Origin of the sequence: Rudaea sp. (genome assembly GCF_036383415.1) — a bacterium.
Lineage (GTDB): Bacteria > Pseudomonadota > Gammaproteobacteria > Xanthomonadales > Rhodanobacteraceae > Rudaea.
The window spans coordinates 1-16,068 of record NZ_DASVOK010000182.1; the positions used below are offsets into that span (position 1 = coordinate 1).

General features: G+C 63.9%; 11 protein-coding genes. 6 read left to right on the forward strand and 5 right to left on the reverse strand.

Annotation, left to right across the window (positions count from 1 at the left end; genetic code table 11):
• The 6 genes from VF497_RS07125 to VF497_RS07150 all read left to right on the forward strand — a co-directional run.
• Nucleotides 1-504, forward strand: a 504-nt coding sequence (locus tag VF497_RS07125) for a TRCF domain-containing protein (RefSeq protein WP_330887110.1), incomplete at its 5' end; no start/stop codon positions are given.
• A 144-nt stretch (nucleotides 505-648) separates the two neighbouring features.
• On the forward strand, nucleotides 649-1,608 hold the full coding sequence (locus VF497_RS07130) for a beta-propeller fold lactonase family protein (RefSeq protein WP_330887112.1): 960 nt from the start codon (nucleotides 649-651) through the stop codon (nucleotides 1,606-1,608).
• Nucleotides 1,609-2,091: 483 nt separating this feature from the next.
• Nucleotides 2,092-3,984: a PQQ-dependent dehydrogenase, methanol/ethanol family gene (locus VF497_RS07135; protein WP_330887114.1), complete on the forward strand. Its 1,893-nt coding sequence runs from the start codon at nucleotides 2,092-2,094 to the stop codon at nucleotides 3,982-3,984.
• 124 nt (nucleotides 3,985-4,108) lie between these two features.
• Nucleotides 4,109-5,743: a quinoprotein dehydrogenase-associated putative ABC transporter substrate-binding protein gene (locus VF497_RS07140; protein WP_330887116.1), complete on the forward strand. Its 1,635-nt coding sequence runs from the start codon at nucleotides 4,109-4,111 to the stop codon at nucleotides 5,741-5,743.
• A gap of 103 nt (nucleotides 5,744-5,846) precedes the next feature.
• Complete coding sequence (locus tag VF497_RS07145) at nucleotides 5,847-6,377, forward strand: cytochrome c (RefSeq protein WP_330887118.1); 531 nt, start codon at nucleotides 5,847-5,849, stop codon at nucleotides 6,375-6,377.
• A gap of 181 nt (nucleotides 6,378-6,558) precedes the next feature.
• Complete coding sequence (locus tag VF497_RS07150) at nucleotides 6,559-8,568, forward strand: sigma-54-dependent Fis family transcriptional regulator (protein WP_330887120.1); 2,010 nt, start codon at nucleotides 6,559-6,561, stop codon at nucleotides 8,566-8,568.
• Nucleotides 8,569-8,641: 73 nt separating this feature from the next.
• On the opposite strand, the gene gfa is transcribed toward VF497_RS07150, so the two are convergent.
• The 5 genes from gfa to VF497_RS07175 form a co-directional block, all read right to left on the reverse strand.
• Nucleotides 8,642-9,217 carry an S-(hydroxymethyl)glutathione synthase gene (gene gfa, locus VF497_RS07155; protein WP_330887122.1) on the reverse strand — a complete coding sequence of 192 codons (576 nt, stop codon included), beginning with the start codon at nucleotides 9,215-9,217 and terminating at the stop codon, nucleotides 8,642-8,644.
• A gap of 121 nt (nucleotides 9,218-9,338) precedes the next feature.
• Entirely contained in the window at nucleotides 9,339-10,448 is a 1,110-nt protein-coding gene (locus VF497_RS07160) for an S-(hydroxymethyl)glutathione dehydrogenase/class III alcohol dehydrogenase (RefSeq protein ID WP_330887124.1), read from the reverse strand.
• A gap of 97 nt (nucleotides 10,449-10,545) precedes the next feature.
• Nucleotides 10,546-11,391: an S-formylglutathione hydrolase gene (gene fghA / locus VF497_RS07165; protein WP_330887126.1), complete on the reverse strand. Its 846-nt coding sequence runs from the start codon at nucleotides 11,389-11,391 to the stop codon at nucleotides 10,546-10,548.
• Nucleotides 11,392-11,597: 206 nt separating this feature from the next.
• Nucleotides 11,598-13,652 (reverse strand): S9 family peptidase, encoded by a 2,055-nt coding sequence (locus VF497_RS07170; RefSeq protein WP_330887128.1) that lies wholly within the window; start codon nucleotides 13,650-13,652, stop codon nucleotides 11,598-11,600.
• Nucleotides 13,653-13,806: 154 nt separating this feature from the next.
• On the reverse strand, nucleotides 13,807-16,068 hold a 2,262-nt coding region (locus VF497_RS07175; protein WP_330887130.1), incomplete at its 5' end, for an Ig-like domain-containing protein.

Here is a 16,068-nt window from a genome sequence, read left to right on the forward strand (position 1 = left end):
GTGAAGGCGATCCGCAAGGGCGAACAACCGAACCTCGACCAACCGCTGGGCGGCGGTCCGGAAGTCAACTTGCGCGTACCGGCGTTGATTCCCGAAGACTACCTGCCGGACGTTCACGCACGACTGATCCTTTATAAGCGCATTGCTTCGGCAACCGACGAAGAAGGCCTCAAGGATCTGCAAGTGGAGATGATCGACCGTTTCGGCCTGCTGCCCGATCCGGTCAAGCATCTGTTCGTCGCGGCCGCATTGAAACTCGCAGCGACGGCGATGGGCATCAAGAAACTCGAACTCGGCGAGCGCGGCGGCCGCGTGCTGTTCAAGCCGCAGCCGAACGTCGATCCGATGCGCGTGATCAAGCTGATCCAGAGCCAGCCGAAAGTGTATTCGCTCGATGGTCAGGACAAGTTCAAGGTGCGCATGGAGCTGCCCGGCGCGGCCGAGCGCATCGGTGCGGCACAAAGCCTGCTGACCGCGCTCGGCGGACGCATGGCCGAAGCGTAGACGATGACAGCGGCGGGAATTTGCCCCGAGTCCGGCGCAAACGCCGGGAATTTTTCCCGGCGCCGGAAGTCCGAGTTCGACAAGGCTTGAGCGCGCCGGCGTAGCCGGATAACGTTCAAGGCCCGCCCTCACCCGGAATCCGAAATGCATCTTTCCCGCCAAGTCCTCATTGCCGCCATCGCGATCGCGTTCTCCGCGCCGGTCCTCGCCGCGCCGTTCGCCTATGTTTCGAATCAGGCCAGCGGCACGATTTCGGTGATCGACACGGCCAAGGACGAAGTCGTGCGCACCTTGAGTGCGGAAGGCAAGCTCGGCAAGAACGTGCGCGGCATCGTTGCCGAGCGCGCGGGCAAGACGCTGTTCGTGGTCGACGCGAAGGGTGGCAAGATCGATGTGCTCGACATCGCTGCAGACAAGCTCAAGGCGCAGATTCCGGTCGGGGACAGCCCCGAAGGCATCGGCATGTCGGCCGCGGGCGACTTCCTCGCCGCCTGCCTCGAGGAGGACAACGCGGCGGTGCTGGTTGACGTCAAGGCGCTGAAGGTGACCAAGCGCATCACGCTCGCCGGCAAGAATCCGGAGCATTGCGTGTTCAGCCCCGACGGCGCGCTGCTGCTCGCAAGCAACGAAAATTCCAACGACGTCGACGTCGTCGATCTCAAGGCAGGCGCCACGCTCGGCACGGTCAAATCGAGTGGGCATCCGCGCGGCATGGCATTTCTGCCGGGCACGCATACGGCCTACGTGGCAGCGGAAACGGCGAATGCAGTCGATGTCATCGATGCCGACAAACGCAATGTCGTGCGCAGCATCGCCTCCGCGTTGCGCTCGGCCGGCGCGATCTCGAGCTCAGACGGCAAGACGGTCTACATCGCCAACGGCGGTGCGGGCAGCGTGTCGGTGATCGACGTCGCCGCGAACAAGGCTGTTGCGGAAATCCCGGTCGGCAAGCGGCCGTGGAACATGGCGCTGACACGCGACGGCAAGAAGCTCTATGTCGCCAATGGGCGCTCGAACAGCGTCAGCGTGATCGATACGGCGACGCGCAAAGCCATCAAGGAAATCCCGGTCGGCGAATTGCCCTGGGGCGTGGCGATTCCCTGATCGCGCGACGCGCGAACCGCGCATGACATGCACCGCGAGCGCACAAGCGTGCGCCGATGCACGCATGCGCTTCATTCGTGGTGCAGTCCACCGCCGCGAAGGTGTCACGCCAAGGGCACACTTTCTACCGCGGCGCAGCATCACGCCGCGTGTCATGCACCAGTAACAGATTGATATATCGATATATTTCAGCAACGACGTTCGTTGTTGCTGCACCCGTCGACATCGTTCGCGCACAACCTCCATGCAATCGGGATGCATCTCGCATCGCCTCTGGCTAACGTCACCGCACGCGGTCGAATCCGCGCGCGTTCGCAGCGCATGGCCGCACGGTTTTCAAGAAAGCAAGCGGGAGGAGGGAGGTTCATCCGAGTGAGAACGGAGGTTCGTCAACCGCAGTTCGCGGCATTCGCTGTTGCGTCTGCCACGGCTGTGCGGGTCGGCAACAAATCTGACATAGCCTTTGCCAAGAGGAAAATCACGATGAAAGATTCCACGTTGCAACGAAAGCTAAAGATGGTGGCGGCGATCACGGCTTTGGTCGCGCTCAGCGGTACGGCGAGCGCGGCCTCCGATGCCGAGCAGTTCGCCCGCTTCAAGGATCCCAACCAGTGGGGCGCGCCGGCGGGCGATCTCAACCAGAACCGCTTCAGCGCGCTGAAGGAGATCACCACATCGAACGTGAAGGACCTGCAATATGCATGGTCACAATCGAGCGGCACGCTGCGCGGCCACGAGGGTCAGCCTCTCGTGATCAATGACGTCGGCGGCAAGCCGATGATGTTCCTCGAAAGCGGCTGGCCGAACATCGTCCAGGCACTCGACCTTACCGACCCGGATCATCCGGTACAGGTGTGGAGCTACACCAAGACCTCCGGACGCGACGAGTCCGCCGTGCCGCGTGCCTGCTGCGATACGGTCAACCGCGGTCTCTCCTTCGCCGAGGGCAAGCTCGTGTTCGGCACCCTCGACGGCTACGTGATCGCGCTCGATGCGGCAACGGGCAAGGAGGCGTGGGTGGTCAAGCACGCGCACCCGGACAAGGGCGAAACGATCACGCCGGCTCCGATCATCGCCAACGACAAGGTCATGATCGGCTTCGGCGGCGACGAATTCGCCGCGCGCGGCCGCTTCACCGCCTACAACCTCGCCGACGGCAAGAAGGTGTGGGAGTTCTACAGCAACGGCAGCGACAAAGACGTCGGCCTGACCGCGAAGTCGAACGCGAAGAACCCGCATTACGGCACCGCGGGCAAGGATCTCGGCATCCACACCTATCCGGGCGACGAGTGGCAACGCGGCGGCGGTGCGGCGTGGGGCTGGTATGCCTACGATCCGAACCTGCATCTGGTCTATTACGGCACCGGCAACCCCGGCCTGCGGAGCCCTTCCTTCCGCTGCGGCGCCAAACCGCAGACACAGGCGGCTTGCAACGACGGTTCATGGGACAACAAGTGGTCGATGTCGATCTTCGCGCGCAATGTGGACACGGGTGAAGTCGAATGGGTGTACCAGAAGACGCCGTTCGACCAGTGGGACTACGACGGCATCAACGAAGTGATCCTTGTCGACAACCTCGACGTCGACGGCAAGAAGCACAAGGCACTGGTCGAGTTCGACCGCAACGGCTTCGCCTACGTGCTCGACCGCACCGACGGCACGCTGCTGCGCGCGCACAAGTACGTCACCACGAACTGGGCCGAGAAGGTCGACCTCAAGACCGGTCGCCCGGTGAAGGTGCCCGAGCACTCGCCGCTGGATCCGCAGAAGAATGTGCAGGCCTGTCCGTCCGCGATGGGCGGCAAGGACCAGCAGCCGGCTTCGGTCGATCCGAGCGATCCCGCCGTGTTCTACGTGCCGACGAACAACTGGTGCATGGAACTCAACCCGCAGGAACGTTCGCACACGCAGCAGGGCACGGTGTACGTGTTCGCCAACGTGTACATGTATCCCGAAAAACCGGGCGTGACGGGCAAGATCAAGAAGTTCAACGTCGTCACCGGCAAGACCGAGTGGGAAGTGCCCGATCCGTACCCGAACTGGGGCGGCACACTGACCACCGGCGGCGGCCTGGTCTTCTACGGCAGCCTCGGCGGCGACTTCCGCGCCCTCGACCGCGCGACCGGCAAGATTCTTTGGTCGCGCAAGCTCGGCTCCGGCATCATCGGCAACCCGATCACCTGGTCGGTGAAGGGCAAGCAGTACGTGTCGGTGTGGTCCGGCATCGGCGGCTGGATCGGCCTGCCGGTGACCGCGGGTCTCGATCTCTCCGACAAGTTCGGTGCGATCGGTGCGACGGCGATGACCAAGGCCGCTGGCTTGAATCACATCCCGCAAGGCGGCACGCTGTACACGTTCCGTCTCGGCGGAGGCTGAGGCAGTCCGTGTGAGATTGCAATGAAAGCGTGTGTCCGGCGCGCAATGCGCCGGACGCACAGCAAGAGTTCATCCATCGCGGATACGATGGATGGCGGCACCACAGGAAACAGGAACAGAGCTGATGAAACGTTCCATTCACCTTGCCCTCGTGTTTGTCGGCGCCTCGGCGTTCGCCAGTCACGCGCGCGCAGCCGACGACGGCCTGAAATCGCTGACTGTCTGCGCCGACCCGGGCAACATGCCCTTGTCCAACCAGAAGGGTGAAGGTTTCCAGAACAAGATCGCGCAGGTGCTCGGCAAGGAACTCGGCACCGGCGTTTCGTATTACTGGCGTCCGTCGATCGAACGCGGCCTGATGCGCACGACACTGTCCGAAGGCAATTGCGATCTGTGGATGGACATGGCTGCCGACACCGAAGGCGCCATCGTCACCGCACCGTTGTACCGTTCGACCTTCGTCCTCGCCTACCGCAAGGACAAGGGTTTCGGCAAATTCCAGTCGCTCAACGAACCGCGCCTGCAGAATCTGCGCATCGGCGTGTTCCAAATGTCGGCGGCGCGCCAGGCGCTGTCCCAGCACGGCATCATGACCAATACCGTTGTGCAGTACATCAGCCACAACGGCGATCTGGTCGAACAGAACCAGCCTTCCTGGCAGGTCAAGCAAGTGGTCGACGGCAAGCTCGACATCGCCGCCGCCTGGGGCCCGATGGCCGGCTACTACCAGACGATCAAGAAAGCGCCGATCGTGCTGCAGCCGATGAACACGATCGACGACACGGTACCGCTCGAATTCAGCATGACCCTCGCCACTGCGCGCGGCCGCCCCGAAATCCGGACTGCTGTCGAGCGCGCGATGCGCGCGCGCAAGAACGAAATCCGCCAGATCCTCGTCGACTACGGCGTGCCGCTCGTGCGCTGCGCCGATTGCGTGATCGACGGCGACCTGCCCTCGCACGGCGAATACAAGACGCTGCCACCGACGGAAGTCGCGACGGCGGAGACCGTCAAGGCGGAACAGGATGCGCACCTCGCCGCAGTCAAGGAAGCGCTCAAGAACGGCGCCGATGCGAACGACGAACTCGGCAATGCCATCGTCGCCGCCGATCTGCCGCGCGTGACCTGGCTGCTCGACCACGGCGCCGATGCGAACACGCGCTTCAACGACGGCTACACGCCACTGGCCAATGCGACGCGCTTCGGCTTCAACGCCATTGCCGCCTATCTGGCCGGACACAAGGCCGATCCGAACCAGGCCGACATCAGCCACTGGACGCCATTGATGTATGCGGCGTGGAACGACGATCCCGAACAGGTGCGCATGCTGATCGCGCGCGGCGCCAAGGTCGACCTCGCCGACGACGACGGCTCCAGCCCGCTCGCGATCGCCGCGCAGAACGGCAAGGCCAAGTCCGCTACGGCGCTGATCGAGGGCGGCGCCAACGTCAATCTCGCCGTGGGCAAGGGCGGTTACACGCCGCTGATGCTCGCCGCGAGCTCGGGTTCGCTCGACATCGCCGACCTGCTGCTCAAACGCGGCGCCAAGGTCAACGCAAAGAACGCGGGCGGCGTCACCGCGCTGATGATCGTCGCCGCGAAAAACCAGCCCAAGGTCGCCGCGCGCCTGCTCGCCGCTGGCGCCGACGTGACTGCGACGAGCGAGGACGGCCGCACCGCAATCAAGATCGCCCAGTCCAGCAACAGCGAAGCCGTGCTCAAGCTGCTGCAGGCCGGCGACAAACGGAGCGGTTCCTGACCGACCAACCCATACCTGCCACGGCACGCCATGCAAGGCGGAGGGACGTGACGCGGCTTTCGGGGTAACAACCCGTGATGCAAAAAGCAGAGGAGTCGATGTGGTGTTGAAAAAATTTCTTGGCGGTTTGGCTTGCGCGCTGGTCCTCGCCGGCGCGGCTTACACTCTGGAAACGGCGATCGCCGCCGATGCACCAAAGGCGGTGGACCTGACCACGATCAAGCCTACCGATCTCGTGGCGAAAACGCCGAAAGGCCAGCTGAAGAACCCGTACAAGGACACCGATGCGAAAGTCGTCGCCGAAGGCGAGCATATCTTTCTGAGCTACAGCTGCAATGGCTGTCACGGTGGCGGTGGCGGTGGCGGCATGTGCCCGCCCCTTACCAACGATGTGTGGGTCTATGGTGGTGACGACGACACGATCTATCGCCTGGTCACGCTCGGCACCGATGAGCTGCAGAAGGCTGGCTACATGCGCAAGGGCCGCGAGAACGTGGTCGGCCCGATGCCCCCGTTCGGTGGCATCATCAAGAACGCCGACGAGCTGTGGAAGATCATCGCCTTCGTGCGCTCGAAATATTCGTCCAACGCCGATCCTGCGTACAAATACGGCGTACCGCCCGAGCAACAATAAGTGTTCCGTTTCCGGTACATTCGCTACCGAATTGTTGCAATGCAGTTTGCTCCTCCACTGCGATAGGTGGAGTCTAGCGACAACAAGAACCGCTACGTAGTGCGGCGCCACAGGGGGCTCCGACGGGTCTCCGTCGGTGCAGGCTTCGCACTGGCCAGCCACGACACTTGAGGGTAGTCGCGTGACCCAGTCGCAATCGGTACTCGCCTCCAGCCACGCCTCGCGCATCATCCATACGGTGCAAAGCGGGTTGAAGCCGGCCGGCATCGAGCCGCATGTCACCCGCTCCTGGCACCGCTGCATCAAGGAGTACAAGCTCGAGCCCCAGGGCCCGCGCAAGATCGCCGTGCGCGATCCGGTCGCGGTGAAGGAACTGCAGCAGCGCATGGGTGAATTGCTGCGCGTCGCGCGCGCGGAAATGGAAAGCCTTTACGAGCAGATCTCCGGCTCCGGCTTTGCGGTGATGCTGGCCGACTCGCAAGGCACCCTGCTCAACACCATCACCGACCCCACCCTGCAGCGCGAATTCCGTCAGGCCGGCCTGTGGCTCGGCGCGTTGTGGGACGAGCGCCACGAGGGCACCAACGGCATCGGCACCTGCATTGCCGAGGGAGCCTCGGTCACCGTGCACCGCGAAGAGCATTTCCGCGGCTACAACATGGGGCTGTCGTGTTCGGGTGCGCCCATCCTCGATCCCCACGGCGAACTTCTCGCCGTGCTCGACGCCTCCTCGGTGAACTCGCTCGACAGCCGTCTCATCCAGCGCCATACCATGGCCTTGGTGAACATGTCGGCGAGCCTGATTTCGCGCTGGAACTTCCTGCACGAATTCCGCGACGCATTCGTGCTGCGCTTCCACAGCCGCCCCGAATTCGTCGGCCTGCTGCACGAAGCCTTGCTCGCCGTCGACGCGAACGGCCTCGTGCTGGCCACCAACGAATCTGCGCTGTTGCAATTGGGTTGTCCCAACCGCAAACAATTGGTCGGCAAGCCGATATCCGATTTGTTCCAGTTCGACTTCGCCACGCTCGAGCAGCGCGCGCGCAGAGAACCGGGCGCGATCTGGCCGGTGCGCGACGTCGCGCTCGGCCGTCGTTTCTTCGCCATCGTACGCGCGCCGATGGTTCAGCACGTCAACAATCCATCCCGCGTGGCGGCGACGGGCGCCGGCGAATCGCTTGCGCAAATCCAGCTCGATGCGCGCGTGGACGTGCATCCGAAATATGTCGGCAATGACGATGCGATCCGCAAGGCCTTGGCCTGCGGCCACCAATTGTTCGCCAAGCAGGTGCCGATCCTGCTGCAAGGCGCGACCGGCACCGGCAAGGAGGCGTTCGCCCGCACCCTGCACCGCGAAAGCCACTGGCACGACAAGCCGTTTGTTTCGATCAACTGCGGCGCAATTCCGGAAAGCCTGATCGAGAGCGAGTTGTTCGGCTATGGGCGCGGCGCATTCCCGGGCGCATCGAAAGACGGCCGCGTGGGCCGGATCCAGCAATCCAGCGGCGGCACCCTGTTCCTCGACGAAATCTGCGACATGCCGATGGCGCTGCAGACCAGCCTGCTGCGCGTGATCGAGGAACGCGAGATCACCCAGGTCGGCAGCGAGACGACGATTCCGGTCGATCTGCACGTGATCAGCGCGAGCCATCGCGACATCCGCGCCATGGTCGCCAGCGGCGAATTCCGCGAGGACTTGTACTACCGGCTCAATGGCATGGCCCTGTCGCTGCCGCTGCTGCGTGACCGCACCGACAAGGCCGACTTGATCCGCGCGTTGCTGCACGAAGAGTCGCCCGATGCATCAATCGACATCGCCCGTGACGCATTCCAGCGCCTCATCGACTATCCATGGCCCGGCAACGTGCGCCAGCTGCGCAACGTGTTGCGCACGGCATCGGTGCTGTGCCGCGATCATCTGATCCGCCTGCCCAACCTCCCGCAGGAAATTCTCGACGGCGATCTCGGCACAACAACGGGCAAGGTCGCTGCGAGTGCCGCCGAGACCCAGCACACCCAGGACGCCGTCAGCACACCCTCCACCGCACTGCGCGAAGCCGAACGTGCCGCCTTGCTGCGCGAGCTGGAGCGCCTGCGCTGGAACGTGAGTCGCACCGCGCATGCGCTCAACATCAGCCGCAACACGCTTTATCGCAAGATGCACAAGCACGGCATCGTGCTCTCGCATTGAGCGGGCTTCTTCGCATCTCCACACCCAAAAAAGGCCGGCATTCGCCGGCCTTTTCGTTGTTGCATGGAGCGGCTCAGGACTTGAGCACGCCGCTCAGCTTGGCCGCTTGCGTCGCCAGCGCATCCATCAGCGGCGGGTTGAGGCAGTCGTAGTAGTCGTTGCCGAAAATCTCTTTCAGACGACCGCGCACCGCGCCCATGCCGTTCGGATCGGCACCGCCCTCGATGATCGAGGACACGAACGCCGCGAAACCGGCCGGCGCCCAGCCCGACTGCGGCGACAGTTCGGCGTGGATGAAGTCGAGCCCGTAGAACGCGTGCTTGGTGTTCTCGATGCGGCCGAACAGGTGCACGCCGCAGCCGGTGCAGGCATGGCGCTGGATCGTCGCCTTGTCGTCGACGATCTTGAGCTTGTTGCCGTTCTCGGTCACTTTCACCTTGTCCTTCGGTACGACGCCGACGACCGAGAACAGTGCGCCGGCCGGCTTCCAGCACTTGGTGCAGCCGCATGCGTGATTGTGCAGCACCTGCGAATCTATCTGCACCTTGACCGGATTGCTCGTGCACTTGCAGACGAGTGTGCCGCCCGCGAAACCCGCGGCGGCGGGCTTGAGGCCATTGTCTACGGATGGATGAATTGCAACTGCCATGGCTGTTCCTCCCGAATGTTGAAATGCTTGCCGTGATCCACGGCGCCAAACGCTTTGTTGCGATCATCCGTGATCGCGAAGCCCGAAAAGCGGCCGTCTGCGGCCGCGCTTCTTTCGAAAATCAATACTTGATCACCGAGCGGATCACCTTGCCCTCGTGCATCAAATCGAATGCGTGGTTGATCTGCTCAAGCGGCAGGGTCTCGGTGACGAACTCGTCGACCTTGAGCTCGCCGGCCAGATAGCGATCGACATAACCCGGCAGCTGCGAGCGGCCCTTGACGCCACCGAACGCCGAGCCGCGCCAGACGCGGCCGGTGACGAGCTGGAATGGACGCGTCGAAATTTCCTGGCCCGCGCCGGCGACGCCGATGATGATCGATTCGCCCCAGCCCTTGTGGCAGCACTCCAGCGCCGAACGCATGACGTTGACGTTGCCGATGCACTCGAACGAGAAGTCGACGCCGCCGTTGGTCAGGTCGACGAGCACCTGCTGGATCGGCTTGTCGTAGTCCTTCGGATTGACGAAGTCGGTGGCGCCCATCGCCTTGGCCATTTCCCACTTCGACGGATTCAGATCGACCGCGATGATGCGCGCGGCCTTGGCCATCACCGCACCCTGGACGACGGCGAGACCGATGCCGCCGAGACCGAACACGGCCACCGTCGCACCGGGCCACACCTTGGCCGTGTTGAGCACGGCACCGACGCCCGTGGTGATGCCGCAGCCGAGCAGGCAGACCTTGTCGAGCGGCGCCTTCGGATTGATCTTGGCCAGCGAGATTTCTGGCAGCACCGTGTACTCGGAGAACGTGCTGCAACCCATGTAGTGCAGCACCGGCTTGCCTTTGTACGAGAAACGCGAAGTCCCATCCGGCATCAGGCCTTTGCCCTGGGTCACGCGGATCTTCTGGCACAGATTGGTGCGGCCGGACTTGCAGTACTCGCACTCGCCGCATTCGGGCGTGTACAGCGGAATCACGTGGTCACCCGGCTTGACACTGGTCACGCCCGGGCCGACTTCCTCGACGATGCCGCCGCCTTCGTGGCCGAGGATGACCGGGAACAGGCCTTCCGGATCCGCACCCGACAGCGTGAATGCATCGGTGTGGCAGACACCCGTCGCGACGATGCGCACGAGCACCTCGCCTTCCTTCGGCCCCTGCAGATCGACATCCACGATTTCGAGAGGTTTGCCTGCCTCGAACGCGACCGCCGCTTTGGTTTTCATGTCCATTCCTCGCAACAAGTTTTGATGGAAAAACGCCGAAACGCGCGGTTTCGAATCACCGCAATCTGAACCTCGCATGCGCGCGCGAGGGCAATGCTCATGTCCGCAACACCGCTGCGTGATGCCGCAAGTGATCCTCGATGAAGGTGCTGATGAAGTAATAGCTGTGGTCGTAGCCCGGCTGCATGCGCAGCGACAACGGCTGCCCGACCTTCCTGCACGCGGCCTCGAATATCTGCGGACGCAGGTTCTCGTTGAGGAAGCTGTCCGCATCGCCCTGATCGATCAGGATCGTGCCGGGAAACTTCTTCTGCTGGACCAGTTCGGTCGCGTCGTACTGCTTCCAGGTTTCCCGGTCGGGGCCGAGCAGGCGCGGAAACGCATTCTCGCCCCAGCTCACTTGCATCGGCGCGACGATGGGCGCGAACGCGGATACCGAACGGAAGCGGTTGCTGTGCTTGAGCGCGATCGTCAGCGCACCGTGGCCGCCCATCGAGTGGCCGAAGATGCCGACGCGTTGCGTGTCGATCGGGAAATGCTCGGCGACCAGGTCGGGCAATTCCCGACTGCAGTAGGTGTACATGTTGAAGAACTTCGACCACGGTGCGACTGTGGCATCGACGTAGTAGCCCGCGCCCGCGCCAAACCGCCAGTCGTCGGCCTCACCCGGGATGCCGGTGTTGCGCGGACTCGTATCGGGCGCGATCACGATCAGCCCGAGTTCGGACGCCACGCGCTGCGCGCCGGCCTTGATCGTGAAGTTCTCTTCGGTGCAGGTCAGCCCCGACAGCCAGAACAGGGCCGGCACGCGGCCGTGCTTCACCTGTGGCGGCTGGTACACGGTGAAGCGCATCGGCCCGTTGCACGCGGTCGAATCGTGCCGGTAGAAACCCTGCACACCACCAAAACTTTTCTGTTCGGAAATTTTTTCGATTGCCGCCACGGGCAGGATCCTTGTCGTTGCTTGGGGAACGTGTTCGGACCACGGTCGGCGCGACCCGTTCCTCAAGCGATGGCAACGATTCTAGGGCGGCTTTGCGGCGCGGGAAGAGATGTACGAAATCTTGGAAAGATGCCAACGCAAACTGTCCCGGAAGCGGGACAGCACGACTTTTGCTTCCTTTCTCCGCTCAGGAGAAGGCAAGCGCACTACGGCGCTGTCCACTTCCTGATCCAGGCGTTCACCGTGTCGTGCCAGAGCACGCTGTTCTGCGGCTTGAGCACCCAATGGTTCTCGTCCGGAAAGGTGAGCAGCTCGCTCGGAATACCGCGGCGCTGCAGCGCAGTGAATGCAGCCAGGCCCTGCTCGACCGGAATGCGGAAGTCCTTCTCGCTATGGATCACGAGCATCGGCACGCGCCAGTCCTTGACGTAGTTGACCGGGTTGAATTTCTCGTAGTTGTCCGCGTGGTCCCACGGCGTGCCCTTGTTCTCCCATTCGGAGAACCAGAGCTCCTCGGTCGAATAACCCATCATGCGGTTGTCGAACACGCCGTCGTGGTCGACCAGGCACTTCCAAGGCTGGTTCCACTTGCCGGCGATCCAGTAGACCATGTAGCCGCCGTACGACGCGCCGAGCGCGCAAGCGCGACCGCCGTCGAGAAAAGTATACTTTTCCAATGCCGCTGCCCAGCCTTTCTGCAGGTCCTCGAGCGGCTTGCCGCCCCAGTCGCCCGAGATCGCATCGGTGAACGCCTGGCCGTAGCCGGTCGAACCATGGAAGTTCACCATCACGACCGCGAAGCCCTGTCCTGCGTAGGTCTGCGGATTCCAGCGATAGCTCCAGTCGTTGCCGAACGCACCCTGCGGGCCACCGTGGATCAGGAACGCGACCGGATATTTCTTGCCCTTGTCGAAACCGACCGGCTTGACCACGTAGCCCTGTACGCTGTCGCCGCCGGCACCTTTGAACGTGAACGGCTCAAACGCGCCGGTGTCGACGAACGCCATCTTGGTCGAATTCTGGCTTGTCAGCCCGGCGACCTTGCCGCCGTTCGTTGCAACGCGGAACAAGTCGGCCGGCGTTTTCAACGTCGTGCGCGAGAAAACGATATCGTTACCATGCACGCTGTAGTCGTGCACCGAGCCCTGGCCGGCGAGCTTGCTTACCTTGCCCGAGGCGATGTCGACAGCGAACAGCGGATGTTCGCCGTTGTCGTCTGCGGTCGCGAACAGCGTCTTGCCGTCCACCGAGAGCTTGAGCCCGCCGGCCGAACGATCCCATTGCGGGTCGATCTCGCGCGTCGCGCCGCTCGCCAGATCCATCGCCATGATGCCGAAACGATCCGCTTCGAAGCCGGCGCGTTTCATCGCGAGGTAGTACAGCGTCTTGCCGTCGGCGGACGGCACCGGTGCGGTGTCCCAGGCCGGGTTCGCGGCGGTCAGATTCTTCGGCGCGGTACTGCCGTCGGCCGGCACCGAGTAGATGTCGAAGTTGGTCGACCACGGCTCGCTGTTGCCGGCGATGCGCACGCTGAAGTACACGTTCTTGCCGTCGGCGGAAAAAGCGAACTCGTCGTCGCCGCCGAACGGCTTGGACGGAACGTCGCCGTCGATGCCCCGCGTCAGCAGTTTCGGCGCGCCGATTTTTCCGTCCGCACCGACCGCCGCGACGAACAGTTGCGAGCGCAGCCCGTCGGCCCATGTGTCCCAATGGCGCACGAAAAGCTTGTCGTAAACGCGACCGCTGGCCTTGCTCTTCGCCTTGTCGTCGCCGTGTTTCTTCGTGCACGCGATCGGATCGCTTTCCTTGCCGCAGTCGGGCCACGTGTCGATCGACAACAGCACCTGCTTGCCATCGGCGGAGAATTTGTACGCGTTGATATCAAGGGCGAGGTTGCTCGCCTGCACTGCCGCGCCCTTGCCTGTCGTCGGCAGGCGCCAGATCTGGCCCTTGTCCTGGTAGTAGATCGCGCTGCCGTCGGCCGACCAGCGCGGTGCGGTCGCGTTGGCCGCGGCATCGGTCAGACGCGTGGCCTGCGCCTTCGGATTGCCGAGTTCGATCGCCCAGATGCCGTTCACGCCCTTGTTCTTTTCGTAGTCGGTCTCGCGCACCTGATAGGCGACGCGCTTGCCGTCGGGCGAGATCTGCGGATCGCTGACGCGTTCCAGCATGACCAGGTCGTGGATGCCGAACGGATGCGGCACGGACGCGGCGGCATTTGCCGCGACGATCAGGGTGATGCTGGCGGACAGGAATTTCATGGGCTCCCTCGCGAAGGCAAAGCGCCATGCTACCGGCACGCCATGCAGCGCGAAAGCCGCCGGAAGTCATGCAGCGCGCCGCGCCCATGAAAAAGCCCGGGTTCGTTGCGAACCCGGGCTGCATACTGGAGGCCGGAAAATCCGAAGCTGCCGCTTATTGTCCCGAACGGATCGAGCGCGCGCGCGTCGCCGCGCTTGCGCCGAGCAGCAGCGCCATCAGCGTCAGCATCCAGCGCGCATCGATCGGTGCCGGCACCGGCGGGTCTGTCGGCACGACCGCGGTCACGGTGACCACGCTCGACGCCACGTTGTTGCCCGCATTCGAATCCGGCGTGTCGCTCGCTGCCGTTGTCGTGAGCGTGTAAGTGCCTGCCTGCGCCGGCGTGAACGACGTCGTGCACGTGATCACCGCGCCGACCGCGAGAGCCGCCACCGGCATGCCAGGCGTGCACACCGTTGCGGCGGATGCGACCCCGGTCACCGCACAGGTCGCGTTGACTGCGATCTGCGGCCCGTTGTTCGTGCACCTAGTCACCACGGTCAACGGCGTGTTGACCGACACCGTCTGCGTCGTCGCCGCGCTGGCCGCCATGTCGGCAACGCCCGCGCCGACGTTCACCGTGACCATCGCCGTGCTGCACAGCGCCTGGTTCGGCGCCGCTTCGCACACCTTGTAGGTGAACGTGTCGGTGCCGGTGTAGTTGTTCGCCGGCGTATAGGTGTAACTGCCGTCCGTCGCCAGGGTCAGCGTGCCGTGGCCCGGCGGCGTCACTTGGGTGAAGGTGGAACCCGGAGGGTAAACGTCGTTCGTGGCCACCGTGCCGTTCTTCGGCGTATTGATCGACGTGGTCAGCGCGTCGTCGTTTGCCTTCGGCCCGACCTGCACCGTGACCGTCGCCGTCGTGCAGTTCGCGGTCGGCGTGGTCTTGTCGCAGATGGTATAGATGAACGTGTCCGTGCCGGTGTAGCCGGTGTTCGGCGTGTAGGTGCAACCGGTCGCATCGCAGCTGACCGCGCCATGCACCGGCGTCGTTGCCGCCGCCAGCGTCGACGGATCGAGCGGCGCGCCGTTCGAGCTGTCGTTCGCCAGCACGTCGATCTTCACCGGCGTGTTGAACGGCGTCTGCGCGCTGTCCGGATTCGCGCTCAGCGTGCCGTTGCCGACCGTGATGTGTACCGTCGCGGTGCTACACAGGGCCTGGTTCGGCTCAGGCTCGCACACCTTGTAGGTGAACGAATCCGGGCCGGAGTAGTTCACCGCCGGCGTGTAGGTGTAGCTGCCGTCCGCGTTCATCGTCACCGTGCCGTGGCCCGGCGCGCTCGTCGCGGTGAATGTCGAGTTCGGCGGATAGTGATCGTTGCTCGCGGCATTGGCGTTCACCGGCGTATTGATCGACGTGGTCGCGCTGTCGTCGTTCGCCTGCGGTCCAACCACCACCGTTACGACGGCCGTGGCGCAGTTCGGCGTCGGCGTGGTCTGGTCGCAGACGCGGTAGGTGTACGTGTCCGTACCGCTGAAGCCTGCATTCGGCGTGTAGGTGCAATGACCGGATGTATCGCAGCTGGCCGTGCCGTTCGCCGGATTGCCGACGACGCTCAGCGACGACGGATCGATCGGCGCGCCGGAGGCCGTGTCGTTGGTCAGCACGCTGCTCGTCACCGCTGTCGCATACGGCGTGCTCGCGCTGTCCGGATTCGCGCTCAGCGTACCGTTGCCGACCGTGATGTTCACGGTCGCCGTGCTGCACAGCGTCTCGTTCGGTTCGGGCTCGCACACCTTGTAGGTGAACGAATCCGGGCCGGAGTAGTTCGCCGCCGGCGTGTAGGTGTAGCTGCCGTCCGCGTTCATCGTCACCGAGCCATGGCCCGGCACGCTCGTCGCGGTGAACGTCGAGTTCGGCGGATAGTGATCGTTGCCGGTGACGTTGCCGTTGAGCGGCGTATTGATCGGCGTCGACGCGCCGTCGTCGTTCGCCTTCGGTCCGACCACGACAGTCACCGTGGTCGTGCCGCAACGCCGCGGCTCGGCCGTGTCGCAGACGGTGTAGTTGAACGTGTCGGTGCCGCTGTAGTCGGTGTTCGGCGTGTAGGTACAGACGCCAGCGCCATTGCAACTGACGCTGCCGTGCGCCGGCGCGCCCGGGCCGCTGGCCGGCACGCTGACACTGGACGGATCGATCGTCGTGCCACTGGCGCCGTCGTTGGCGACGACATTTATCGACACCGGCGTGTTGATCGGCGTCGTCGCCGAATCCGGCTGCGGCGTGACCTGGCCGACGTCGACCAGGGTCGTCGCGGTGTTGTTGTTCGCGTTCGAATCCGGCGTGCTGCTGTCCGCGGTCGTGGTCAGCGTGATCACGCCCGCGCTGATCGGCGTGAACGTCGTCAGGCATGAGATCGTGCCGCCGACCGGCAG